Source organism: Flavobacterium sp. Sr18 (genome assembly GCF_011064265.1).
GTDB lineage: Bacteria > Bacteroidota > Bacteroidia > Flavobacteriales > Flavobacteriaceae > Flavobacterium > Flavobacterium petrolei.
The window spans coordinates 3090351-3113788 of sequence record NZ_CP049329.1 but is presented as its reverse complement, the minus strand read 5'-3'; the positions used below and the strand labels follow the sequence as shown (position 1 = coordinate 3113788).

At 34.0% G+C, this 23438-nt stretch carries 21 protein-coding genes; 4 read left to right on the top strand and 17 right to left on the bottom strand.

All coding sequences use genetic code 11. The features are described from left to right. Nucleotides 1–47 precede the first annotated feature (47 nt). The 3 genes from accC to G7A72_RS13885 all read right to left on the bottom strand — a co-directional run bounded on the left by accC (nucleotide 48) and on the right by G7A72_RS13885 (nucleotide 4377). Nucleotides 48–1487, bottom strand: a complete 1440-nt coding sequence (gene accC / locus G7A72_RS13895) for an acetyl-CoA carboxylase biotin carboxylase subunit (RefSeq protein ID WP_165152882.1) — start codon at nucleotides 1485–1487, stop codon at nucleotides 48–50. A gap of 105 nt (nucleotides 1488–1592) precedes the next feature. Then, complete coding sequence (locus tag G7A72_RS13890; protein ID WP_113666217.1) at nucleotides 1593–2078, bottom strand: acetyl-CoA carboxylase biotin carboxyl carrier protein subunit; 486 nt, start codon at nucleotides 2076–2078, stop codon at nucleotides 1593–1595. A 100-nt stretch (nucleotides 2079–2178) separates the two neighbouring features. Continuing rightward, entirely contained in the window at nucleotides 2179–4377 is a 2199-nt protein-coding gene (locus G7A72_RS13885) for a radical SAM protein (protein WP_165152881.1), read from the bottom strand. Nucleotides 4378–4521: 144 nt separating this feature from the next. Between G7A72_RS13885 and G7A72_RS13880 the strand changes: the two genes are divergently transcribed. Beyond that, on the top strand, nucleotides 4522–7590 hold the full coding sequence (locus G7A72_RS13880) for a T9SS type B sorting domain-containing protein (protein WP_165152880.1): 3069 nt from the start codon (nucleotides 4522–4524) through the stop codon (nucleotides 7588–7590). Nucleotides 7591–7597: 7 nt separating this feature from the next. Here the strand turns inward: G7A72_RS13880 and G7A72_RS13875 are convergent, their stop codons facing one another. After that, on the bottom strand, nucleotides 7598–8881 hold the full coding sequence (locus G7A72_RS13875; protein ID WP_165152879.1) for an MFS transporter: 1284 nt from the start codon (nucleotides 8879–8881) through the stop codon (nucleotides 7598–7600). Nucleotides 8882–8985: 104 nt separating this feature from the next. On the opposite strand from G7A72_RS13875, the gene bshC reads away from it, so the two are divergent. Then, nucleotides 8986–10584: a bacillithiol biosynthesis cysteine-adding enzyme BshC gene (gene bshC, locus G7A72_RS13870; protein WP_165152878.1), complete on the top strand. Its 1599-nt coding sequence runs from the start codon at nucleotides 8986–8988 to the stop codon at nucleotides 10582–10584. A gap of 85 nt (nucleotides 10585–10669) precedes the next feature. Continuing rightward, on the top strand, nucleotides 10670–11089 hold the full coding sequence (locus G7A72_RS13865; protein WP_121924310.1) for a nucleoside-diphosphate kinase: 420 nt from the start codon (nucleotides 10670–10672) through the stop codon (nucleotides 11087–11089). Nucleotides 11090–11279: 190 nt separating this feature from the next. Here G7A72_RS13865 and G7A72_RS13860 read toward each other — a convergent pair whose 3' ends face one another. Both G7A72_RS13860 and G7A72_RS13855 read right to left on the bottom strand, forming a co-directional pair. Beyond that, nucleotides 11280–11576, bottom strand: a complete 297-nt coding sequence (locus G7A72_RS13860; protein ID WP_073355171.1) for a DUF721 domain-containing protein — start codon at nucleotides 11574–11576, stop codon at nucleotides 11280–11282. Continuing rightward, nucleotides 11557–11997 (bottom strand): hypothetical protein, encoded by a 441-nt coding sequence (locus G7A72_RS13855; RefSeq protein ID WP_165152877.1) that lies wholly within the window; start codon nucleotides 11995–11997, stop codon nucleotides 11557–11559. Before G7A72_RS13855 ends, G7A72_RS13860 begins: the two co-directional genes overlap by 20 nt. Nucleotides 11998–12236: 239 nt before the next feature. Between G7A72_RS13855 and G7A72_RS13850 the strand changes: the two genes are divergently transcribed. Next, nucleotides 12237–13310: a serine hydrolase gene (locus G7A72_RS13850; protein ID WP_165152876.1), complete on the top strand. Its 1074-nt coding sequence runs from the start codon at nucleotides 12237–12239 to the stop codon at nucleotides 13308–13310. Nucleotides 13311–13498: 188 nt separating this feature from the next. Here the strand turns inward: G7A72_RS13850 and ftsY are convergent, their stop codons facing one another. From ftsY to G7A72_RS13795, 11 genes are all read right to left on the bottom strand, one after another. Continuing rightward, nucleotides 13499–14452, bottom strand: a complete 954-nt coding sequence (gene ftsY, locus G7A72_RS13845) for a signal recognition particle-docking protein FtsY (protein ID WP_165152875.1) — start codon at nucleotides 14450–14452, stop codon at nucleotides 13499–13501. A gap of 127 nt (nucleotides 14453–14579) precedes the next feature. Further along, the gene (locus G7A72_RS13840) at nucleotides 14580–14732 is read right to left on the bottom strand and encodes a DUF4295 domain-containing protein (protein ID WP_072987107.1); all 153 of its coding nucleotides are present in this window, start codon (nucleotides 14730–14732) and stop codon (nucleotides 14580–14582) included. A 76-nt stretch (nucleotides 14733–14808) separates the two neighbouring features. Further along, nucleotides 14809–14991: a 50S ribosomal protein L33 gene (rpmG, locus tag G7A72_RS13835; protein ID WP_007805817.1), complete on the bottom strand. Its 183-nt coding sequence runs from the start codon at nucleotides 14989–14991 to the stop codon at nucleotides 14809–14811. 27 nt (nucleotides 14992–15018) lie between these two features. Beyond that, the gene (gene rpmB / locus G7A72_RS13830) at nucleotides 15019–15255 is read right to left on the bottom strand and encodes a 50S ribosomal protein L28 (RefSeq protein ID WP_024980263.1); all 237 of its coding nucleotides are present in this window, start codon (nucleotides 15253–15255) and stop codon (nucleotides 15019–15021) included. A 72-nt stretch (nucleotides 15256–15327) separates the two neighbouring features. Next, on the bottom strand, nucleotides 15328–16581 hold the full coding sequence (locus G7A72_RS13825; RefSeq protein WP_165152874.1) for a CinA family nicotinamide mononucleotide deamidase-related protein: 1254 nt from the start codon (nucleotides 16579–16581) through the stop codon (nucleotides 15328–15330). 217 nt (nucleotides 16582–16798) lie between these two features. Continuing rightward, the gene (locus G7A72_RS13820; RefSeq protein ID WP_113666227.1) at nucleotides 16799–17143 is read right to left on the bottom strand and encodes an Hpt domain-containing protein; all 345 of its coding nucleotides are present in this window, start codon (nucleotides 17141–17143) and stop codon (nucleotides 16799–16801) included. A 508-nt stretch (nucleotides 17144–17651) separates the two neighbouring features. Beyond that, a complete protein-coding gene (locus G7A72_RS13815; protein WP_165152873.1) occupies nucleotides 17652–18719 on the bottom strand; it encodes a Ppx/GppA phosphatase family protein in 1068 nt (355 codons plus the stop codon). 450 nt (nucleotides 18720–19169) lie between these two features. After that, the gene (locus G7A72_RS13810) at nucleotides 19170–19781 is read right to left on the bottom strand and encodes a fumarylacetoacetate hydrolase family protein (RefSeq protein ID WP_165152872.1); all 612 of its coding nucleotides are present in this window, start codon (nucleotides 19779–19781) and stop codon (nucleotides 19170–19172) included. Between the two features lie 42 nt (nucleotides 19782–19823). Next, the gene (locus G7A72_RS13805) at nucleotides 19824–20600 is read right to left on the bottom strand and encodes a 3'-5' exonuclease (protein ID WP_113666230.1); all 777 of its coding nucleotides are present in this window, start codon (nucleotides 20598–20600) and stop codon (nucleotides 19824–19826) included. A 145-nt stretch (nucleotides 20601–20745) separates the two neighbouring features. Continuing rightward, nucleotides 20746–22047 (bottom strand): dihydrolipoamide acetyltransferase family protein, encoded by a 1302-nt coding sequence (locus G7A72_RS13800; RefSeq protein ID WP_165152871.1) that lies wholly within the window; start codon nucleotides 22045–22047, stop codon nucleotides 20746–20748. Nucleotides 22048–22131: 84 nt separating this feature from the next. Next, nucleotides 22132–23307 carry a glycosyltransferase family 2 protein gene (locus tag G7A72_RS13795; protein WP_165152870.1) on the bottom strand — a complete coding sequence of 392 codons (1176 nt, stop codon included), beginning with the start codon at nucleotides 23305–23307 and terminating at the stop codon, nucleotides 22132–22134. Nucleotides 23308–23438: the final 131 nt, after the last annotated feature.

The window sequence follows — 23438 nt, the reverse complement described above, 5'->3', positions numbered from 1 at the left end:
TTCTTTTTTTAACCGCTAATCCGCTAATTTTTTTTTAAAATCATTGTTTAATTTAGTAAGCGTACGATTTTTTGATCTTCAAAATATTGTTTCAAAGCGACCTTCGCAGCGATTTCGGCTTCTTGCGCTATTTGATTTTTTAACATTGCGGCACTGTAGTAATTCTTTACAAAATGCGTGTCAAATTTTCCGGAACGAAACGCCTCATGTTCAAAAACAAATTTCCCAAAAGGCAATGTTGTCTGCACGCCTTCCACATGATAATCTTCAATGGCCTTAATCATAATTTGAATCGCTTCCTCGCGAGTTTCTCCATATGTGATTAATTTGGCCAACATTGGATCATAATAAATAGGAATATCCATACCTTGCTCAAAACCGTTATCCACACGAATTCCTTCGCCAACAGGCAATTGATAGACATCCAAATGACCCACACTAGGCAAGAAATCATTCATAGGATCTTCGGCATACACACGCAATTCCATCGCGTGTCCTTTTATTTTCAAGTCTTCTTGTTTGATTGCCAATTCTTCACCTCTGGCCACTCTGATTTGGAGTTCGACCAAATCGGTACCGGTAATCCATTCCGTAACTGGATGTTCCACCTGCAAACGCGTATTCATCTCTAGAAAATAGAAATTGTTATTTTCATCCAATAAAAATTCAACAGTTCCAGCTCCTAAATAATCACAGGATTTAGCAACCAAAACGGCCGCTTCACCCATTTTTTTACGCAATTCCGGTGTTAAAACGGAAGAAGGAGCTTCTTCTATCACTTTTTGGTGACGACGCTGGATACTGCATTCTCTTTCGAATAAATACAGTACATTACCGTGACTGTCTGCCATAATTTGAATTTCGATATGTCTTGGTGAACCCACATATTTTTCGATAAAAACGGAACCGTCTCCAAAAGCAGCAATCGCTTCACTAATAGCGCGATCCATTTGAGATTCGAAATCAGCTTCGCTTTCTACCACACGCATTCCTTTTCCTCCACCACCTGCTGAAGCTTTAATCAGTATTGGAAAACCAACTTCCTTGGCAATGACTTTTGCTTTTTCAACATCCGTAATGGCTTTGTCAAAACCGGGAACCATTGGAATATTGTATTGCTTAACAGCTTCTTTGGCCGCTAATTTACTTCCCATGATTTTTATCGCTTTTGACTTTGGACCAATAAAAATGATGTTGTTTTTTTCGGCTTCTTCAGCAAAATCTGCATTTTCACTCAGGAAACCATAACCGGGATGAATAGCATCCACGTTTAAAGATTTAGCAACCTCTATGATTTTACTTCCTAACAAATACGATTGACTCGAAGGTGCTTCTCCAATCCAAACGGCTTCATCAGCAAATTTTACGTGCGGTGCATTTCTGTCGGCAGTTGAATAAACTGCTACGGTTTTTATGCCCATTTTTTGTGCGGTTTTCATCACCCTGATAGCGATTTCCCCTCTATTGGCAACTAATATTTTTTTCATATTTTAAATAGATAAAAGAAGTGAGACCGCTTCGCTGATAGAATCAAGATAAATTATATCTAACTATTTTCTTGGTTCTTTCTTCTTACTTCTTACTTTTTCTCGTTACTCGAATTCAATTAACAACTGTCCTTTATCAACGGCATCTCCCATCGCAACCGAAATCGATTTGATAATACCATCGCGCGGAGAAAGGAAACTATTTTCCATTTTCATCGCTCCCAGAATAATTAAATTATCGTTTTCTTTTACCTCCTGCCCCACCACAACACTGATTTCCAGAATCAATCCGGGCATAGGTGCTTTGATAAAATTGACTTGTTTGGCAAGTCCTGTTTCGAATCCCATTTCTTTGATTAAAATATCCAAAGGATTTGAAATAGCAACGGTATACGTGTTGTTGTTTACCTTGACGGTGTAGTTTTTTTGAAGAAAATCAGAAGCGATGATTTCCGCTTGAAAAGGAGTGTTTTCGTGTAAAACATGGAATTTATTCGTTTCCACACGCACTGCATCCAGTTGTGAAACACTTTCCTTTTCCAAATCAAAATGAAAAGTGTCGTTTACATTAACTTTATAACCAATACTCATTTGTTTCTATTTTAGAATCGTAAAAATAAGTAAAAGAAAACGTTTTCGTAAACCTAAAATTAAATTTTATGCTAAATAGATATAGTTATATGAAATAAATTTACAAGACTAATAATCCAAACTCTCTAAGGGTTTTAATTGGCTTTGAATACCAAAACAATTCAAAATCTTCCAATTGTATTTCGAAATCAGCTTTAATTTCTTGGTAATTATAAATTTTAGCATTCGAAACAGAAATTTTTTGTAGCATTTCTACCAACCATTCTCCTTCATTTTTATTAGTTTGAATATTGAAACTTTCTTTTTTATCATGAAAAGTCAAACTCATCATCTCCCAGGAATTTCCTTTTTTGGATTTCGTGAAATGTTCCACAAATGGTTTTCCGCCTAACCAAACGATTTTGGCTGTAGGCTTGATGTTGAAATCCTCGTCTTCTTGTAAAGCGTCAAAAATAAAATCAGGTGAAATTTTAGTCTTTGGAATTTTAAACTCGAACCAATCCTGCAGTTCATAATCAAAACATATTCCGTGCATGAAATTGAACAAGGATTTCTTGAGTCCAAAACTGAATTTATCATGATCGATTCCTGTTGAGTCGGTATAATTAATATCGTTATTAGCAAAAGTTCCAATTGCTTCGGTTTCTTTTATCACACCAAATCTCTCTGGATACAAGCCTACTGGACTGTGCGCAGTCATCGCAAACTGATGCCAAAATCCAGATTGTAACACACCAACTTCAAACAATTGACGCACCATTTCGAGACTGTCCACCGTTTCCTGAATGGTTTGTGTAGGATAACCGTACATCAAATACGCATGAACCATTACGCCTGCTTCGGAAAAATTTCGAGTAACTTTTGCAACTTGTTCCACTGTTACGCCTTTGTCAATCAGTTTCAATAAGCGATCCGAAGCCACTTCCAGTCCACCAGAAACGGCGATACAACCGGAAGCTTTTAGAAGCAAACATAAATCTTTGGTAAAACTTTTTTCAAATCGAATGTTAGTCCACCATGTAACCGCTAATTTCCTGCGAAGGATTTCGAGAGCTAGAGCGCGCATCAAAGCCGGAGGTGCCGCTTCATCTACAAAATGAAATCCGTTCTCGCCTGTTTGGGCAATCATTTCCTCCATTCGGTCGCACAATAAATTGGCTGCAACGGGTTCGTAAATTTTGATATAATCCAAAGAAATATCACAAAAAGTACATTTTCCCCAATAGCAACCGTGCGCCATGGTGAGTTTATTCCAACGTCCGTCACTCCACATTCGGTGCATTGGATTTACAATTTCGATAACCGAAATGTATTTATCCAAAAGCAAATCCGAATAATCGGGAGTTCCCACTTGCGATTGTTTGTAATCGTGTTTTACGGAATTGTTTTTGTAAACTACTTCCGTGCCTTCCAGCAGAAAAGTTCGTTTATAGGAATTATAATCTTTATTTTCAATATTGGAAATTAATTCTTCAATTGGCATTTCGCCATCATCCAACGTAATAAAATCGAAAAACTCAAAAACGCGAGCATCCGAAAGCGAACGCAATTCGGTATTTGGAAAACCACCTCCCATTGAAATCTTAATATTTGGATGATGCTTTTTCACCCATTGTGCGGAACGAAAAGCCGAATATAAATTCCCTGGAAACGGAACAGAAATCAAGAATAATGTAGGTTGAATGGTTTCGATTCGTTCTTTTAAAATAGAAAGAAGAATGGTATCAATATACGTTGGCTCTTGTTGTAAGGCTTCGTACAATTCGTCAAAAGAATTAGCACTTCGTCCCAAACGTTCCGCATAGCGGCTAAAACCAAAATTAGAATCGACACATTCCACAATAAAATCAGAAATATCTTCGAGATACAAAGTCGCTAAATGCTTCGCTTTATCCTGTGTTCCCATAGTTCCAAAAGCCCAATCCAATTCTTCCAATTGTGCAAACCGAGACGCTTCCGGCAGGAAATCTTCCTGACAAATTTGAAGCGCTAATGTTGGATTTCTCCCTTGAAGGAAAGCAATAACAAGATTTATCGTTTTAAGGTATTCATCTTGCAAAGCGCAAATACGCTTCGAGTTGTCCGAGATTTCTCCAACGCTAAACTTTAAACTTGCAACTTTAAACAAATTTTCAAGTCCTTCTTTCGAAAACAATTTCAAAATCACTTCGATTCCCAAATCTGCTTGAACAGACTCAATGTTTTTGGTATTCAGAAACCCTTTGATATATGCAGTTGCCGGATACGGTGTATTCAGTTGGGTGAAAGGCGGCGTGATTAGAAAAAGTTTGGTTTTCAAGAGGAATTGTTTTGTGCAAAAATAAGGGATAATTCTGTTCTTTTAGGAAAAGATTTTTGAGATGCCATTTCTATTTTTAATGTTTGAACTTTGGAGGGATTATGTAGATATTTAATTAGATTTGTCAGGCTATAAATCTTACTTATGAAGCGAATTTTACTTTTTTTATTTTTCATATTTTCTTCCGCGATTTACTCTCAATACACTTTAATTCCTGATCAAAATTTCGAATGGTTTTTGATTCGTCAAGGTTATGACAGTGGTCCTTTTGATGGGAAAGTATTAACTTCAAATATAAATACAGTTACTAAATTGGACTTTTACACTGGAGGGCAAAATTTTATTGTTAGCCTTAAAGGAATAGAAGATTTCACGGAATTAACGGAATTATCTATTACTGATGGCAGCTTGTTTACGAGTTTAGATGTTTCAAAAAATTTAGCTTTAACAAAATTAATTTGTTCCTCCAATAGATTATCAAGTTTAGATATTTCCAAAAATATTGCTTTAATAGAATTAAACTGTAGCTTCAACAGCATAACTAGTTTAGATATTACAAAAAATACGAAACTAAAATACTTATCGGCTTCGCATAACCAATTAAATAGTTTAAACCTAACAAACTGCCCCTTATTAGAAACCATACAATTATACAAGAATTCATTAACAGAAATTAATGTCACTAATGCAATTAATTTAAATTTTCTCAGCTGTGGTGAGAATCAATTGACAAATTTAGACGTTACAAAAAACACTATGCTTTCTATTTTTTCCTGCGGGACAAATAAACTTTCAACCTTGGATATTTCGAATAACATACAACTAAAGTCATTTTCGTGCGAATACAATGATTTGATGAATTTAGATTTCACCACTAATACTAAACTAGAGTATTTTAGATGTATAAACAACAAATTACTTAATTTAGATTTCTCTCACAACCCTTTACTGTACGAAATACATTGCTCAAATAATCAATTAACTAACATCAATATTTTTCAAAACACCAACTTATATACATTAATTTGCAACTTTAATAATTTAACTAATTTAGATACTTCAAAAAATACTGCTTTAAACTTTTTAAATTGTGAATACAACCAAATAACAAGTTTAGATGTTTCAAAAAATAATAACTTAGGACTTCTTAGATGTAATAACAACCAACTAACAGAATTAGATTTGAGAAGTTCAGTTAGTTGGACTTGGTGGAATGATTATAATAGCTGGGTAAACAATCCCAACTTAAAGTGTATAAATGTGCCTGATGCATCCTTTTTTAATTATTTTTGGACTGGACGAAAAGATGCAACAGCAAACTACATTGATGATATTCCGCCAAAATTTGAGTCTGCGAATCAAACAATTTGTTCTAAGCAAAATCCAACAATAAACGATATTACAGTCGATGGATACGGAATTAAATGGTTCATTTCTGAAAGCAACTTAATTGAACTTCCATTAAACACAGTTTTAGTTGAAGGTAAAACTTATTATGCTATGAATACAGCAGGAAATTGCGAAGGTCCACGATCTTCTGTCACAATAAGTCTAAAAATAACTACTAGACCCATAGCAGTATCTCCGCAAAATTTATGCAATATAGCAAACCCAACTTTAGCCAATTTAGAAATTTCAGGGAATAATATAACTTGGTACAACTCTCTTCTTGGAGGAAATCCTATCCCTATTACAACTTCTTTAATGACAGGTTTTTTATACTATGCATCGCAAAGTTCAAATGGTTGCGAAAGTGAAAGAGTACCTGTATTTGTCAATCTTTTAAATATTGTAAAACCTTCAAATTTTCCCCCACAAACCTTCTGTATCCAACAAAACGCGACTTTAAGCGAGATTTCAATTACGGGTCAAAATATAAAATGGTATGATGCTTTAACAAATGGAACTCTTTTATCAAACACAACTCCACTTGAAAACGGAATCACTTATTACGCCTCACAAACTATTAATGGCTGCGAAAGCGAAAGAATTCCGATAGTAATCAATATCCAAAATACTAATGCTCCAATAGGAAATACAAATCAAACATTGTGTTCCAGTCAAAATCCAATTTTAGATACTGTTGTAGTTTCAGGAAATGCGATAAAATGGTATAATAGTCTTGGAGTTCTTTTGTCCAGTTCAACTCCTTTACAAGACGGCGTGACTTATTATGCTTCGCAAACAGAAAACAACTGCGAAAGTCTTAATAAACTAGCGGTTACTATTTCGCTAATAAACACTTTACCCGCAAATAATTATGCTGAATTATTTTGTGATGATTTGAATGACAGTTCCGAGAAAGTGAATTTATCGGATTATAATTCTAAGCTGATTTCAAATACTTCAGGATATAGTTTTTCTTATTATTCGACTTTTTTAGGTGCAGAAAATCAATTGACAGGTACTCAAATCAATAATTTTTCAAATTATACCTTAGCTTTGGGCGACAACAAAATCTACGTTCGTATCAAATCAAATACACCATGCTACGCTATAGTTGAATTAAAACTAACCCTTTTATCAAAACCAAAAATAACAATTCCAGATGTTGTTCCCATTTGTGAAAACAATACAATCACGATTAATGCCGGTTCAGGTTTCGATTCTTATTTATGGTCAAACGGGGCAACAACATCTTCGATACTTGTTACAAATCCAGGAAATTATTCCGTTACAGCTACTAATAACAACAGTACTATATCTTGCTCGAGTACAAAGAATTTTGAAGTACGAAAATCAAATATTGCCATCATTACTTCGATAGATACGCAGGATTGGACCGATAATCAAAACACAATAAGCATTTTTGTAACCGGTGCAGGCGATTTTGAATATTCAATTGATGGTACTCATTTTCAGGACAGCAATCAATTTTATGCATTAAATAGTGGTGCTTATACAATACATGTCAGAGACAAAAATGGTTGCGGCACCGCCATAGATGAAGTCTTTTTATTAATGTACCCAAAATTCTTCACACCAAACGGTGACGGTTTCAACGACACTTGGAATATTAAATTTTCAGATTTGGAAACCAACTTGACTATAAAAATATTTGACCGTTATGGAAAATTAATCAAAGAATTAATCCAAAATAACGATTGGAACGGAACCATGAATGGATATGCTCTTCCATCAGATGATTATTGGTTTATCGCAACAAAAGCAGATGGAAATGAATACAAAGGACATTTTAGTTTAAAACGATAACAAATTATCAAAATTTATGTTCTTTTTTGCTGACCATCAACAATGAAAATAAAGAAATACAAGCCGCTATGGTCAAATAAAACCCAACATAAGTCAAACTATACTGAGTTGCTAACCATATCGCAATCATAGGAGCAAAAGCGGCTCCAATAATTCCTGCCAAGTTAAATGCCAAAGAAGTTCCTGAATAACGAACCGTTGTAGGAAACAATTCAGATAAAAAAGTTCCTAAAGGACCGTATGTGAATCCCATCAAAGCCATTCCAACACATAAAAATAAAGTCACAAGAACTGAACTGCCGGAATTCAAGAAAAAAGAAAATGCAAAACCAAAAATAGCAATCGCGATTGTGGCGTAAATAAGCATTTTTCTTCTGCCAATACGATCCGCAATTAAAGCCGAAACAGGAATGAAAAGTGCAAAAAACAATACCGAAAACAATTGCATCAATAGAAAATCTCTTTTGGAATAACCCAAATCAGAAGTTGCCCAGCTAAGTGTAAAAACTGTCATAAGATAAAAAACCAAGAAAGTAGTAATCGCCGCAAATGTGCCAAAAATCAGTTGATTTTTATAAAATATCAGTAAAGTAAAAAATGGGATATTAACTTCTTCTTTCTCTTTTTTAGCGTTCTCGAAAGCAGGAGTTTCGGTGATTTTTAATCGGATATAAAAACCTACGACAACCAATAATGAACTCGCTATAAACGGAATCCTCCATCCATAATCAAGAAAATCTTCGGGAGTCATTGTATCGGTCAAAATCAAGAAAGTACCACCCGAAAGCAGCAAACCTATTGGTGCTCCAAGTTGCGGAAACATTCCGTACCAAGCTCGCTTATTAGGTGGAGCATTTTCGATAGCCAGTAATACCGCTCCTCCCCATTCGCCACCTAAACCAACACCTTGACCAAAGCGACACAACATCAATAATAAAGGAGCTGCAATACCAATGCTGGCATAACTTGGTAAAAAACCAATACAAACTGTTGAAATCCCCATCGTTAATAACGCAATTACTAAGGTGGTTTTACGGCCAATTTTGTCTCCATAATGACCAAAGACCGCAGAACCTAAAGGTCTGGAAAGAAAAGCTATTGAAAATGTCGCAAGGGACAGTAAAACTGAATTAGTACTATCTGTTGAAGGAAAAAACAATTGAGGAAAAACTAAAACTGCAGCATTAGCATAAATATAAAAATCAAAAAATTCTATCGTGGTTCCAATTAAACTGCCAAAAAGAACATGTTTTAATGAGTTTTCATTCGATTGTTTTAAATTATCTTTCATATAATTGTTAATTTTTTTTGATAAAAATGATACTATTTTTCGAAAGTAACAAATATTATAGTTCCAATTATTATTGGTAAATTAGCAACATATAAAACTTCATTATGCCAACCGACTGTATCAGCTATCAGAATTCAGGATATTTCTCTTCTTTGATGAATGATTATTTAGAAAAAAAAACAAATTTACAATCCTTATACAACCGATTTCCAACACTTGAGAACTTTGAAGCACAAATCCAAGAAAAGCAGGTAAACTTCAATGAGAACGATACTCATAAAAGGCAAATATTAGTTTCCACATTAGAAAAACAATATTCAAAAGTTGAAACATCGGTTTTGACTAAACAAAATATTGAAGCTTTAAATAATCCAAATACGTTCACTGTTACAACAGGACATCAGTTAAATTTGTTCAGCGGACCTTTATATTTTTTGTATAAAATCATTTCGACTATTAATTTGACAACCGAATTAAAAGCGAAATATCCAACCTATAATTTTGTACCCATTTACTGGATGGCAACCGAAGACCATGATTTTGAAGAAATCAATTATTTCAACTTTAAAGGTAAAAAATTCCGTTGGAACAAAGAAAGCACAGGTCCTGTTGGTCGCTTGTCTACTGAAGGTTTAGCTGAATTTCTTGAAGTATATACTTTGGAATTAGGCTCCAGTACAAATGCAGCTACGCTAAAAAAACTGTTTGAAGATTCCTATCTCAATCACGATAATTTAGCCAATGCTACTAGATTTCTGGCTAATGCGCTTTTTAGCGCATATGGTTTGGTTATTTTGGATGCGGATAATGCTGACTTAAAACGCAACTTTATCCCTTTTGTAAAAGAAGAATTGCTGCAAAAATCCTCCCATAAATTAGTTTTGGAAACTGCTGAAAAGTTAAAAGAGTATACAGTTCAAGTGAATCCTCGTGAAATCAATTTGTTTTATATCGAAGATGATGTACGAGAACGCATCATCTTTGAAAATGATAGATATAAAGTAAACCACACTAAAATTGAGTTTTCGGAAAGTGAAATTTTATCCCTTTTAGAAAATCATCCGGAAAAATTCAGTCCTAATGTGATTATGCGTCCATTATATCAGGAAGTGATTTTACCTAATCTTTGCTACATTGGCGGAGGCGGAGAAATTGCCTATTGGTTGGAGCTAAAATCTTTTTTTGCTGCTGCAAAAGTAACTTTTCCAATCCTATTGCTTAGGAATTCTGTACTATTGGCAACCGAAAAACAAGCTAAAAAAGCAGATAAATTACAATTGAATTGGTCAGATTTATTTTCAAAACAGGCAAATTTAGTAACGACTAAAACCAAAGAATTATCAGATTTCCCAGTCGATTTAACGCATCTAAAAATCCAATTGCAAAAACAATTTCAGGAGCTTTATGATGTAGCGAACAAAACTGATGAATCTTTCCTTGGAGCTGTAAAAGCGCAAGAAACCAAACAAATAAAAGGAATAGAAAATCTGGAAAAACGTTTGCTGAAAGCACAAAAAAGAAAATTAAGTGATATTTTGCAACGCATCACTGAGTTGCAAAACGAGTTATTCCCGAACCAAAGTTTACAGGAACGACAAACTAATTTTTCGGAATTTTATTTGGAATTTGGTGAAAATCTAATCTCAACATTAGTCAAACAGCTCAAACCATTGGACAATAAATTTGATATTATTGTACTTTAATCAGATAACCGTTATTTGAATGCCGAATTTGTAAAAATATTCAATAAAAAAATACTATTTTTGCACAAAATTTAAAAAATAAAAGATGGCTACTAATAGAACATTTACAATGATTAAGCCTGATGCTGTTGCTAATGGACACATCGGAAACATACTTGCAATGATTACAAACGCAGGTTTCAAAATCGTTTCTTTGAAATTAACACAATTAACTATTGCTGATGCACAAGCTTTTTACGAAGTTCACGCTGCAAGACCTTTCTACGGTGAATTAGTTGAGTTCATGTCAAGAGGACCAATTGTTGCTGCTATTTTAGAAAAAGACAATGCAGTTGAAGATTTCAGAACTTTAATTGGTGCTACAAACCCAGCTGATGCTGCTGAAGGAACTATCCGTAAAGCATACGCAACTTCTATTGGAGAAAATGCAGTTCACGGTTCTGATAGCGATGAAAATGCAGCCATCGAAGGTGCTTTCCATTTTGCTGGAAGAGAGCAGTTCTAATTATAGTTTCTTAGATAGTCAGATTTTTAGACTACTTAGATTCTTTAAAAGTAAAACCCGCTTCAATGAAGCGGGTTTTACTTTTAATCTAATTTTTAGCTCTTTTAAAATATCATTTTTTTCAAAAAAACTTAATATCTAACAATCGAAAATATCTAATCTATTCTAAAAATCTAACTATCTAAGAAGTCTAACGCAAAACTACATCTTTCACTACATCACGTCTTAATTCCTCATTAATCATCGCCACGATTTTAGACTTTCCGTGACTTAATTCTTCCCGCAAAACAGACGAAGTTAACTCAACATACAGTGTACTTCCTTTCAACACTACATTATTCGTATAACTGTTCACGCCGTTCCCCATAAGATTTTTCCAAGCGTCTTTCACATCAATTTGATCCATTCCGGGCTGCAGTTTATTCACTTGGATAATTTGTTTCAAAACATCCCCTATCGTACTCTGATTATTTAGTCGTTTTGCCATCGCCCAGTAAATTTATTGGTGTTGCTTTCTTGTAATGATATTCTGTTTTTTCCTTGTTCAACAGTACTAATTCTTCCGCTGATACAGCAATCAACTCCTCACTCCACTTCATATAAGGCGTAGAATAATCTAAAAATACTTTATCATCCGCAAATCGAACCGTTACGTTTTCATACGTATCATTCACAACAAATGTACCGTCTAATTGTGGCATCACTTTCTTCCGAATCCCTTTATTATTCTTTATTTCAAAATAATCATATACTTCATTCATCCCGTATTCCTTATCCTTAATGGAATCAAAAACAACCTTTTCTACTTCCCAATACCCGTTTATTTTCGAAATGTCTTCTGGGGTTATCTTTTGCTGACAAGCCAGAAAAAGAAATGCTATAAAAAGAATGCTAAATGTTTTTTTCATAATACTAATTATTTTTAGGAGCTGTTTCCTGCTTTTCGCTTCAATCTTTTTATCCGCAAAAAAAGCGGCTAAAAAGGATTTTCACTGCAATCAGGGCTAGAAAACTCGGGATAAATCACTTCTATTCTAACTACAAAGTTACTCTTATTAAATTCAAAGAAAACAAAAATAGCGGAAACACATTAAACTATTTTCTATATTTTTGGTCTTAAATGAATTAGAACTAAATCAGTAACCAGATGTCAAAAATAATATATAGTTTCCTCATCGTATTACTTTGTAGCAGCTGCAGTTCCGAGACTGCTGAACCAACTCCTACTCCCACACCTGAATCACTCTATTTTCCACCATTAACAGGCACAACTTGGGAAACAAAATCTATTGCAAGCTTAGGCTGGAAGCAATCCGCCGTGCAACCGCTATTAGATTATTTACAACTAAAAAATTCTAAATCTTTCATCATTCTTGTTAATGGCAGAATAGTAATGGAAAATTATTTCAACGGCCATGACGCTACTGCTTTTTGGTATTGGGCAAGCGCTGGCAAAACGCTGACCTCTACAGTAACAGGAATTGCACAACAAGAAAACCTAATCAACATCAACAATAAAGTTTCGCAATACATAGGAACCGGCTGGACAAGTTTGCCTTTAGCCAAAGAAAACTTGATTACAAACAAACATTTACTCAATATGACTTCCGGATTAGATGATAGCACGGATGATGTTGATCCAGCAAGTCTAAAATACAAAGCCGATGCAGGAACACGTTGGGCGTACCATAATGTATATGTAAAATTGCAAGATGTGATTGCTCAAGCCAGCAGTCAAACCTGGAATTCCTATTTCAACACCAAATTAAAAGATAAAATAGGAATGGATGGTGCTTGGTTTCAATTAGGCAATAATTCCGTTTATGGAAGCAATACTCGCTCCATGGCGCGTTTCGGGTTGTTAATCTACAACAAAGGAAAATGGGAAAGCAATACAATAGTAAATGAAAACTATTTCAATGAAGCAACAAACACTTCACAAAATATAAATCTAGGATACGGTTATTTATGGTGGCTGAATGGAAAAGCAAGTTATCACTTGCCACAAAGCCAATTGCAGTTCAACGGCAGTTTAATACCAACAGCTCCAGCCGATATGTATATGGCCTTAGGCAAAAACGATCAAAAAATTTATGTTATTCCAAGCAAGAAAATGGTCGTTATCCGAATGGGAGATGCCGCAAATCCAGACAATCCAACGTTTGCCTTATCCGATTTTGATGAAGTTTTGTGGCAAAAAATTAGTGCCCTCTATCAATAATCTATTTAGTTTTAATACGTTTCAAGAACCCTAAAACAAAGAAAACCAAGCCAATCAGTATCAAAAAATAATAAACGGTCCTATTTGAATCCCGGACAACATTGGCTAATACAAAAGAAATAATGCTCATTAAATAAAAATAAATTGGAGCTATATTTTTTAAAGAAGAAAAATTCATCAACTAAATATTACTTAAAAAAACTATCTACGAACTCGTATTTATTAAAAACCTGAAGATCTTCAATTCCTTCGCCTACACCAATATATTTTACAGGAATTTGAAATTGATCAGAGATTCCAATTACCACACCACCTTTTGCAGTTCCGTCAAGTTTAGTAACAGCCAAACAAGTAACTTCGGTAGCCGCTGTAAATTGTTTTGCTTGTTCAAAAGCATTCTGACCGGTTGATCCGTCCAAAACCAATAACACATCATGTGGTGCATCACCAACGACTTTTTGCATCACTCGTTTTACTTTGGTCAATTCATTCATCAAATTAATTTTATTATGTAAACGACCTGCGGTGTCAATAATAACAATATCTGCATTTTGAGCCACTGCTGATTGCAAGGTATCAAAAGCTACCGAAGCCGGATCACTTCCCATATCCTGACGAACAATAGGAACGCCTACTCTATCCGCCCAAATTTGCAACTGATCGATGGCTGCTGCTCGAAAAGTATCGGCTGCACCAAGAACCACATTATAACCTTGTTTTTTAAATTGATACGCTAACTTACCAATGGTAGTTGTTTTCCCAACACCGTTTACCCCAACCACCATTAAAACATAAGGCTTCGTCTGAATTGGAATTACAAATTCACTGGCTTCACCTGTATTTGTCTCTGATAATAAAGCAGCAATTTCTTCTCTGAGAATTTGATTGAGTTCTTCTATTCCAAGATATTTATCTGAAGCCACACGGCTTTCTATTCGTTTAATAATCTTTAAGGTTGTATTAACACCAACATCGGAGGCCACTAAGATTTCCTCTAAATTATCCAAGACTTCATCATCCACTTTTGACTTTCCGGCAACCGCTTTGGTTAACTTCGAAAAGAAATTTATTTTTGATTTTTCAAGACCTTTGTCTAATGTTTCTTTTTTTTCTGATGAAAATATTCTTTTAAAAAAACTCATTGTATAAATAGTATTAAGAATGAAGTATTTAAGCCCAAAGAACCAATACGTTTTCTAACGGTAAATATAGAAAATAAAAAAGCTACTTCCGAATGAAAGTAGCTTTTCTATGTAATATGAATGTTGATTATTTCTTTTTCAAGAATTCATCAACTGATTCCGGAGTCATAATAGATTCTACGAATGTATATGCACCTGTTTTTGGAGATTTCACCATTTTAATGGCTTTTGACAATCTCTTGGAAGCTGTTTGTAACGATGCTACGGTTTTCTTTGCCATGGTTCAAATGTTATTTAAATTTAAATAAAATTTTCAAATGTTAATCATTTGAGATTTTTATTAAAACCTTTAATTATTATTTAATTTCTTTGTGAACAGTTACACGTTTCAAGATTGGATTAAATTTTTTAATCTCTAATCTATCTGGTGTATTTTTTTTGTTCTTTGTTGTAATGTATCTTGAAGTTCCTGCAACACCAGTAGTCTTGTGCTCAGTACATTCTAAAATTACCTGGATTCTATTACCTTTCTTTGCCATCTTGCTATTTTTTTATTTTGGAATGGATTATTTAATAAATCCTTCTGACTGCGCTTTTTTCAAAACTGCAGCGATTCCATTTTTATTAATTGTTTTTATCGTAGATGCAGCTACTCTTAGAGTAATCCATCTATCTTCTTCTGGAAGATAAAAACGCTTTTTAACTAAGTTTACAGAAAATTTTCTCTTAGTTTTGTTCATAGCGTGAGAAACGTTATTTCCTACCATCGCTCTTTTACCTGTAAGGTCACAAACTCTTGACATTATACTTATCTTTTATCGTTATTCAAAATCAGGGTGCAAAGAAAAGAAAAATAAACCTATTAACCAACATTATTATCGTACATTTTTTAAAATTTCTTTCTGCAACAGTTCTAAACTTTTAATTACAGCTCTATCTATCACTTTTTCACGGGGTTGCCCAAAATTAAATTCTTCAACAATAATTCTATCTGGCGTAGCCAAAGCAATAAAAACCGTTCCAATTTCCACATTTGAGTCTCCTTTTGATGGTCCTGCATTTCCTGTAGTTGCAATTGCGTAATCTGTTTTCATCATCTTTTTTACATTCAAAGCCATCTCTGAAACCACCTCTTTACTCACCGCAGAATACTCGTTTATAAGATTTTTAGAAACCCCCAAAACATCAATTTTAGCAGCGGTTGCGTATGAAACAACACTTCCTTTAAAATATCCAGAAGCTCCTGATACGGATGTTAATATTGACGCAATTTTCCCTCCAGTACAACTCTCTGCAGTCGAAATGGTTTTGTTTTGTTTTAAAAGCATTTTACCCACTACCACTTCGATGGTTTCATCATCATCAAAACCAACGATAATATCATGAATTATGGCATCTAGAGAATTTACATTTTCTTCGAGAGCAGCTTCTAATTTTTCTTTATCGATACCACGGGCAGAAAGGCGCAAACGAACTCTTCCCGGTGCAGGCAAATAAGCCAACTTAATAAATGCAGGAAGATTGTTTTCCCAGTCTTCAATTCGTTCCGCCACCAGACTTTCGCCCTGTCCATACGTCAGAATTGTTTTGTGAATTATATACGGTCGTTTGTATTCCCGAACCACTTTTGGAATGATTTCATTTTCTACCAAATATTTCATTTCATAAGGAACTCCCGGAAGCGAAATAAAAACGGTATTTTCCTTTTTCATCCACATTCCTGGCGCAGTACCCACCTGATTGTGAAGCACCGTACATTTTGATGGAACCAATGCCTGATCTTTATTAATTTGTGATGCCGTTCTATTCATCACGCGCTCTATAAGCTCAATCACATGCTTCTCAACCACTTCATCAATCACTAACTCATCTTCAAAATAATCGCAGAAAGTCTTCTTGGTTACATCATCTTTTGTTGGCCCTAAACCACCAGTGATAATCACTAAATCTACTTTGTTTTGAAGTGCTGCAAACGTATCTAAAATGTGCTTTTTGTCATCACTTATCGAAATCATTTCGTTGATTTCCACACCAATTTTATCTAATGATTTGGCAATAAAACCAGAATTCGTATCGACAATTTGGCCTATTAAAATTTCGTCACCAATGGTAACTATGGTTGCTTTCATTTATTCTATGATGTTTTTTTTGAGATAGCAATCTAAAAAGAAAATGCATAAAATAGCATATTCCGTTTTTTTTGCGTGAGGGCTAAAAGTAAAAATACTCCCCTTTTTTCTGGAGATTACTTCAGCTACTAATTAAATTCATAAGAGTGTGAACTTCGTTTGTACGGATAGCCTGACCACGCTGTGACGATAGTAAAAGCGTGGTCACACCTTGGTATTACAAATCGAAATCTTTTTTTATTTCCTTGATAGCGTCATTAACTTGGTTTTTTACGCTCTTAAAAGTTTCTTTGATATCTTTCTTCTTGCCTTCTGCTTTAGTCCATGCTTCGATTTGAAGAATCTCCTCAAATGCCACATTTAAACCCATTAAATCAAGCGTAGGTTTTATCTTGTGCGCATACGCATAAGCGTGCTTGTGATCTTTCTTTTTTATTCCTTCTTTAATTTGTAGTAAATCATCTGGAACTTCGGTAACAAATAAAGTCAGAATTTCATTTACAAATTCCGGATCGTTGTCTGAAAGTGCGTACACTTTTGAAAGGTTGTAATTTATAGCCATTATTTTTTTATATTCTTAATAATTGTAGTCTTCCTAAAATTCGTTCTAAAATATCATTTAACTAAACATTTTGGACTCATTATTTCGTTTTTTACTAAAACAATAGTACCAATTAAGCCATAAAAAATTAACAAAAAAACTTTTTATTAGACTTTTACGAACCTATATCCAATGGTTGTATTATTTTTAAATAGCTATAAGACATCTCCCATAACTATTATATATTTTATTATTCATGTCTAAAACCGCTATAATTTATAGTTTTTGTCGCTATCGTAGACATAATCCCAATAATCTAATTCCTGTTTTAAGCAAATATTTTACGTTTAAACAGGAATTTCAATCGAAAACTTTAGCACAACAAGAATCTACCTTCGACTATAGGTGCTTTCTTTTGATTAAAATTAATTAAAAAATAATCTAAAAAAATTGAAGCACAACGTTCTGATGTAAGATTATGCCTATTATAACACCTTAGAAACAAATAATTAAAACTAATTTAATATTATTAATAGACCTGTTTTACTCTTTTAGATTTATCTGTTATATAAGAAACTAACCACGCAACTTTTCCTTCTCTTGCAAAGTATAATTTTTTATCATTAATATTTGGTAATGCCTCTAAACAAGCTTGAAGGATATTACTACCTGATATTAAATGTTTTTGTGAATACGTTTTTAGAACTGCCTCAACTTCCGTATCAGTTTTTGCCATCTCCTCAAATATTTTGAAGTTGTTTTTTAATAGTGCGTCGTAGTAAATTACGTTCTCTAATTTAAACTCGTTGAAATTCTTTTTCGCAGCCCCATTAACAAGAGTATAAAAAGCCCAAACAGCTCCTCCAGACATAAAGACCTTTTCTTTCTCCAAAACTAAAGGACTAGTCGCATACATTAGGTCTATTTGTTTTCTTAGCACCGGTAAAAAACCAAATGATTTTTCATTATATTCACCCAATGTTAAATCCTTTGTTTTTTTCAATACCGTTTCAGTTAAAGTAACGGTACCATAATTAAGACTTACCGGAAAAAACACAAAAACATTCCCGTTTCTAACATCAACATAACCTCCTTTTGTATTTCCTCCTCCTATGTCTAATACCATAGAATTTATATAATCAACAGGCGGTACACATCCTTTAAGTAACATTTTCGCTTCTGTTTGCGCATCTATAAAATCTAAATCTTTGTTAGTGGAAGTTTTTATCTTATCAATTAATTCATTAGTATTTTTAGCCATAGCCACACCAGATGATCCAACTATAAAAATATTCTCATCCAAAACATTAAACTCTTTTTTTATTTTCATGTAATTTGACAAAACAACTGCGGCAGCGTTATCTATATCTTCTTTCGCTAAATTACCATCGATAGCAATCCCCTTTGCAATCCCAATATTTTCAGTCCAAAATCCCTTAATAACATAGCTGCCTTTTTTGATATTATCTACATCTAAAACTGACATTTTTATTCCTTTACTTCCTATTTCAATTCCAGCAAATAATTGAGCATTGCAGGATAAACTAAACATGACAAAAGTCAACAACATAATTCCTTTTAAAAGAGTGTTTTTCATAATTTTATTTTTGTTTTAACTCATGTATTCCCACATGATTATGAAATATTTCGACAAAAGTAATTTATTTTTTGCAATAATTATTTTTTGAAAAAAAATAAATTAATAAATTTTTAACAAAATTAAAACAATATTTATACCTGATTAACTATATGTCAAACACTAAATTAAAATATTTTTACTAGAGCTTAGAAATTGACTCTATTCTCACAAAAAAGAATTTAAATATTTATTTGATCCCTATTTCTTAGTTGTATTTTTTACTAACTGTTCTATTCAATAAGTTTGATTTTTGATACAAATCATACTTATAGTACTAATCCTAAGAAGATAATATTAATCCTTTTAAGCTTCCCCTAGATATTTCTAACACAAACAAATTCACCATTTGAATTACAAAATTTGACCCATACAAGCAATTGTATATCTATTTTAGAAAGCATCTGCTGCCTATTTTACTTGTATTCTAAATAGTTGATGCTCTTCTAAAAACCCTTCTAAAACGTCATCTGGTTTTACCGCAGCGACTCCTTCTGGAGTTCCGGTAAAAATAATATCGCCAATTTTTAACGTAAAAAACTGAGAAACATACGAAATAAGCTCATCAATTTTCCAAAGCATAAAACTAGAATTACTCATTTGTACCGTCTTATTATTGTTGGTCAATTTAAAACTAATATTTTCTAGTGAACTAAATTGATTTTTTGGCAAAAATTCACCTATCACTGCCGATCCGTCAAATGCTTTTGCTTTTTCCCATGGCAACCCTTTTGCTTTTAATTTATCCTGTACATCACGAGCGGTAAAATCGATTCCGACACTAATTTCATCATAATATTTATGTGCAAATTTAGGCTCAATGTATTTACCCACTTTGCTTATCTTGACAATAATCTCGATTTCGTGGTGCACATCTTCCGAGAATTCCGGGATTACAAACGGGTGTTGTTTCAACAATACAGCCGAATCCGGTTTCATGAAAACCACGGGTTCCGTAGGCCTTTCATTATGCAATTCCTCTATGTGGTTGGTATAATTTCTACCGATGCAGATTATTTTCATTTCTTATTAATTAAAAAATTTAATGATTGAAAGATTCAAAAATTAGCTTAATTTATTATTTAGTTTTCGAAGTTTAATCGCCGTTAAAACTTTCTTGGTATACAATGGAAAATCAGCGTTTTGAATCCAACTGAAATAACCGGGCTCTGTTTCCAGAATTTTATCCACTTTTACTCCTTTGTGTTTTCCAAAAGTAAAAATTTCTTCATTGTCTTTGTCAAAAGCAATCATTCCTGCAAAATCAGCAATTTTTTTTCGGGTTGTAAATTCTGACAATGATTTCATGTCGTTTTCCAGTTCCGGATAACGGTCCAGTTGCGCTTTCAAAATTTCATAAGTCGCCATCGTATCAGCTTCTGCAGAATGTGCATTTTCAAGCGTTTTTCCGCAATAAAACTTATGTGCCGCACCTAATGTTCGTTCTTCCATTTTATGAAAAACAGTTTGCACATCTACTGAAACTCTGTTTTTCATGTCAAAATCTACTCCGGCACGTAGCATTTCTTCGGCCAATAACGGAATATCAAAACGATCTGAATTAAATCCAGCCAAATCACTGTCTTTAATCATATTGTAAACTTGCGCCGCCAATTCATTGAAAGTAGGTTCATTTGCTACTTTTTCATCGGTGATACCATGAACAGCAGTGGTTTGAGCGGGAATTGGAATCGTAGGATTCACTAACCAGGTTTTGCTTTCTTTATTTCCGTTTGGAAAAACTTTGAATATTGAGATTTCTACAATTCTATCTTTCCCGATGTCAATTCCTGTCGTTTCAAGATCGAAAAAGCAAATTGGTTTATTGAGTTTAAGTTCCATTTTTATATTTTGTGTGGATACAAATATAGAAATTTGGGTTTAATTTCGTTTAAAGTTCAACGTTTAAAGTTCCATAAAACCTCAAAAAAAGAAAACCCGATTGATTTTTAAAAATCAATCGGGTTTATATTGTAATTATGAACTTTTAAACATCTCTGTTTACATCAAAAGCTTCTAAATATTCAGCAACTCTTTTCACAAAACTACCTCCTAAAGCTCCATCTACCACTCTATGGTCATAACTGTGCGACAAGAACATTTTCTGACGAATCCCGATAAAATCTCCTTCCGGAGTTTCAATTACGGCCGGCATTTTACGGATTGCTCCAAGAGCAAGAATCCCCACTTGCGGCTGATTCAAAATCGGCGTTCCAAAAACACTTCCAAAGGTCCCAACATTTGTAACTGTATAGGTTCCACCTTGTGTGTCGTCCGGTTTTAGTTTCCCCGCTTTCGCGCGACCACCTAAATCGTTTACCGCTTTGGCCATTCCTACTAAATTCAATTGATCCGCGTTTTTAATAACGGGAACAATCAAATTTCCGTTTGGTAACGAAGCCGCCATTCCAAGGTTGATATTTTTCTTTTTGATGATATAATCACCATCAACAGAAATATTCATTCCAGGATAATCTTTCAGTGCTTTCGCAACTGCTTCCATGAAAATTGGCGTGTACGTCAATTTCTCACCTTCTCTTTTTTCGAAAGTATTTTTATTTTTCTCTCTCCATTTCACAATATTTGTCACATCGACTTCAATAAATGATTGTACGTGTGCCGAAGTTTGTACCGAAGCAACCATGTAACCCGCAATTAGCTTGCGCATTCTGTCCATTTCAATAATTTCATCACCTCCACTTACAGACACTGGAGCTGCTTTTTGTGCTACTGGAACTGCTACTGGTTTTTGAACTGCTGCCACCGGAGCCGCAACTACAGGTTGGCTTGCTCTATTTTTTACGTAGTCTAAAATATCATTTTTAGTTACTCTTCCTTCTTTTCCTGTTCCTGAAATTGATGCTAATTCAGCAACAGAAACCCCTTCTTCTTTGGCAATATTTTTAACCAATGGTGATAAGAATTTTTCAGAATCAGAGAAATCTACCGGAGCTGCAACACTTTCTTTGGCGGCATCCACTGTTTTTGTCACTTCAGCAACTACCTCAGGAACAACTGCTTCTTTCACAATTGACACCAGTTCTCCACCTTCGGTTTCAATAATTGCAATCGTTTGACCAACCTGAACCAAATCGTCTTTACCGAACAATTGTTCCACTAAAATCCCCGAAACTTCACTTGGCACTTCACTGTCTACTTTATCAGTAGCAATTTCAAGTACAGCTTCGTCCGCTTCAATTTTGTCTCCAACTTCTTTTAACCAGTTTGTAATGGTTGCTTCAGCAACGCTTTCTCCCATTTTTGGAAGTTTTAATTCAAATCTTGCCATATTGTTAACCTAAAAGGTGATATTGATTTTCAGTTTGCGAAATTACTAAATATTTCAAATATAAATTACATTAAATGTAATTTTTTACTCTATTTCTATAATCTCACCTCTCTCGTTACTATTGTTACTTCCTATTAAAAAATTAGCGGTTTTAGGTAGAATTTTAAAGGTAATCCCTTTATTCCTTGACGATTCGAGAATTGCGATACATTCTTTAAAAGAAATGAATTCGTTATCTAAAATAATTTCCACTGCTTTTTTGTTTTTAACAGAAGACGAAATTACCATTTTTTCTGTTTTTAAATCGTGAAACTGGACTTTATTTTGCAAAACCAGATGCAGTTTTTCTACTAATTTTTCGTTAGCCGAATACAGCAGATATGCTTTTGGAACTGTTTTTATGATAGATTTTCCTTGAAACATTTTTACCAAAGAAAAAAATACAATTCCTGCTTTCATAAAAATCGAGAATAAAACGGATCCCGAACCATCGGGACTAAAATGCTTTTTGTAAAAGAAATTCATCGCTTCCTGAAAACGTTTCATATACATTTCATCCTTAATGGTACTTTCCCCTTTATAATGTATTACAGTCGTTTCATGAAAATAATAATTGGATTTCCCTTCTTTCAAAACTCGATACGACAAATCGACATCATCGGAATACATGAAACAATCTTCGTCAAATCCGCCAACTCCAAGGTATAAATCTCTTCTCATGAACATAAAAGCGCCCACGAGAATGTCTACTTTTCCAGTTTCATTTTCACTTAAATGCTGCGCATAATATTTCCCGAATATTCTAAATTTAGGGACTAAATTATACAAACCCGTAACCTTTGTAAATGCGACCCAAGGCGTTGGAATACCACGTTTGCTTTCTGGTAGAAAATTCCCGGCTCCATCAATGAGTCTACAACCCAAGATCCCTAAATCCAATTGTTGTTGGGCAAAATCCAATACTTCCGTAAAAGTATCTTCAGCGACAACAGTATCGGGATTCAGAATACAAATGTATTCGCCTTGAGCTTGAGCAACGCCTATATTATTACCTTTTGGAAAACCAAGATTTTCATTGTTTTGAATGAGTTTTACGTTTGGAAAACGTTGTTTCATCATTTCACAACTGTCGTCTTGCGAATTATTATCAATTACAATAATTTCTCCGTCAATGGTTTCTAAAGCATTTTGAACACTTAAAACACATTGCTCCAGAAAGAAACGGACATTATAATTGAGAATGATGACGGATAGTTGCATTCTTCAAAGATATATTTTAAGATGTGAAGACACAAAAACATATTTCCTTTTAGCGCCGATAAAGCCTATATCCTTTGAGAGGAACGAACAAAGATAAAGGCGTAAGCGGGAACGATACCTGTAAATAATCA

What these genes read in the sequence shown, in the direction of transcription:
- G7A72_RS13840 (WP_072987107.1), bottom strand. Translation starts at nt 14,732, where the DNA reads ATGGCAAAGAAAACCGTAGCATCGTTACAAACAGCTTCCAAGAGATTG.
- G7A72_RS13890 (WP_113666217.1), bottom strand. Translation starts at nt 2,078, where the DNA reads ATGAGTATTGGTTATAAAGTTAATGTAAACGACACTTTTCATTTTGAT.
- rpmB (WP_024980263.1), bottom strand. Translation starts at nt 15,255, where the DNA reads ATGTCAAGAGTTTGTGACCTTACAGGTAAAAGAGCGATGGTAGGAAAT.
- G7A72_RS13875 (WP_165152879.1), bottom strand. Translation starts at nt 8,881, where the DNA reads ATGAAAGATAATTTAAAACAATCGAATGAAAACTCATTAAAACATGTT.
- G7A72_RS13865 (WP_121924310.1), top strand. Translation starts at nt 10,670, where the DNA reads ATGGCTACTAATAGAACATTTACAATGATTAAGCCTGATGCTGTTGCT.
- ftsY (WP_165152875.1), bottom strand. Translation starts at nt 14,452, where the DNA reads ATGAGTTTTTTTAAAAGAATATTTTCATCAGAAAAAAAAGAAACATTA.
- G7A72_RS13805 (WP_113666230.1), bottom strand. Translation starts at nt 20,600, where the DNA reads ATGGAACTTAAACTCAATAAACCAATTTGCTTTTTCGATCTTGAAACG.
- G7A72_RS13825 (WP_165152874.1), bottom strand. Translation starts at nt 16,581, where the DNA reads ATGAAAGCAACCATAGTTACCATTGGTGACGAAATTTTAATAGGCCAA.
- G7A72_RS13855 (WP_165152877.1), bottom strand. Translation starts at nt 11,997, where the DNA reads ATGAAAAAAACATTTAGCATTCTTTTTATAGCATTTCTTTTTCTGGCT.
- G7A72_RS13820 (WP_113666227.1), bottom strand. Translation starts at nt 17,143, where the DNA reads ATGGCTATAAATTACAACCTTTCAAAAGTGTACGCACTTTCAGACAAC.
- G7A72_RS13810 (WP_165152872.1), bottom strand. Translation starts at nt 19,781, where the DNA reads ATGAAAATAATCTGCATCGGTAGAAATTATACCAACCACATAGAGGAA.
- G7A72_RS13860 (WP_073355171.1), bottom strand. Translation starts at nt 11,576, where the DNA reads ATGGCAAAACGACTAAATAATCAGAGTACGATAGGGGATGTTTTGAAA.
- G7A72_RS13850 (WP_165152876.1), top strand. Translation starts at nt 12,237, where the DNA reads ATGTCAAAAATAATATATAGTTTCCTCATCGTATTACTTTGTAGCAGC.
- G7A72_RS13795 (WP_165152870.1), bottom strand. Translation starts at nt 23,307, where the DNA reads ATGCAACTATCCGTCATCATTCTCAATTATAATGTCCGTTTCTTTCTG.
- G7A72_RS13815 (WP_165152873.1), bottom strand. Translation starts at nt 18,719, where the DNA reads ATGAAAAACACTCTTTTAAAAGGAATTATGTTGTTGACTTTTGTCATG.
- G7A72_RS13800 (WP_165152871.1), bottom strand. Translation starts at nt 22,047, where the DNA reads ATGGCAAGATTTGAATTAAAACTTCCAAAAATGGGAGAAAGCGTTGCT.
- accC (WP_165152882.1), bottom strand. Translation starts at nt 1,487, where the DNA reads ATGAAAAAAATATTAGTTGCCAATAGAGGGGAAATCGCTATCAGGGTG.
- bshC (WP_165152878.1), top strand. Translation starts at nt 8,986, where the DNA reads ATGCCAACCGACTGTATCAGCTATCAGAATTCAGGATATTTCTCTTCT.
- rpmG (WP_007805817.1), bottom strand. Translation starts at nt 14,991, where the DNA reads ATGGCAAAGAAAGGTAATAGAATCCAGGTAATTTTAGAATGTACTGAG.
- G7A72_RS13880 (WP_165152880.1), top strand. Translation starts at nt 4,522, where the DNA reads ATGAAGCGAATTTTACTTTTTTTATTTTTCATATTTTCTTCCGCGATT.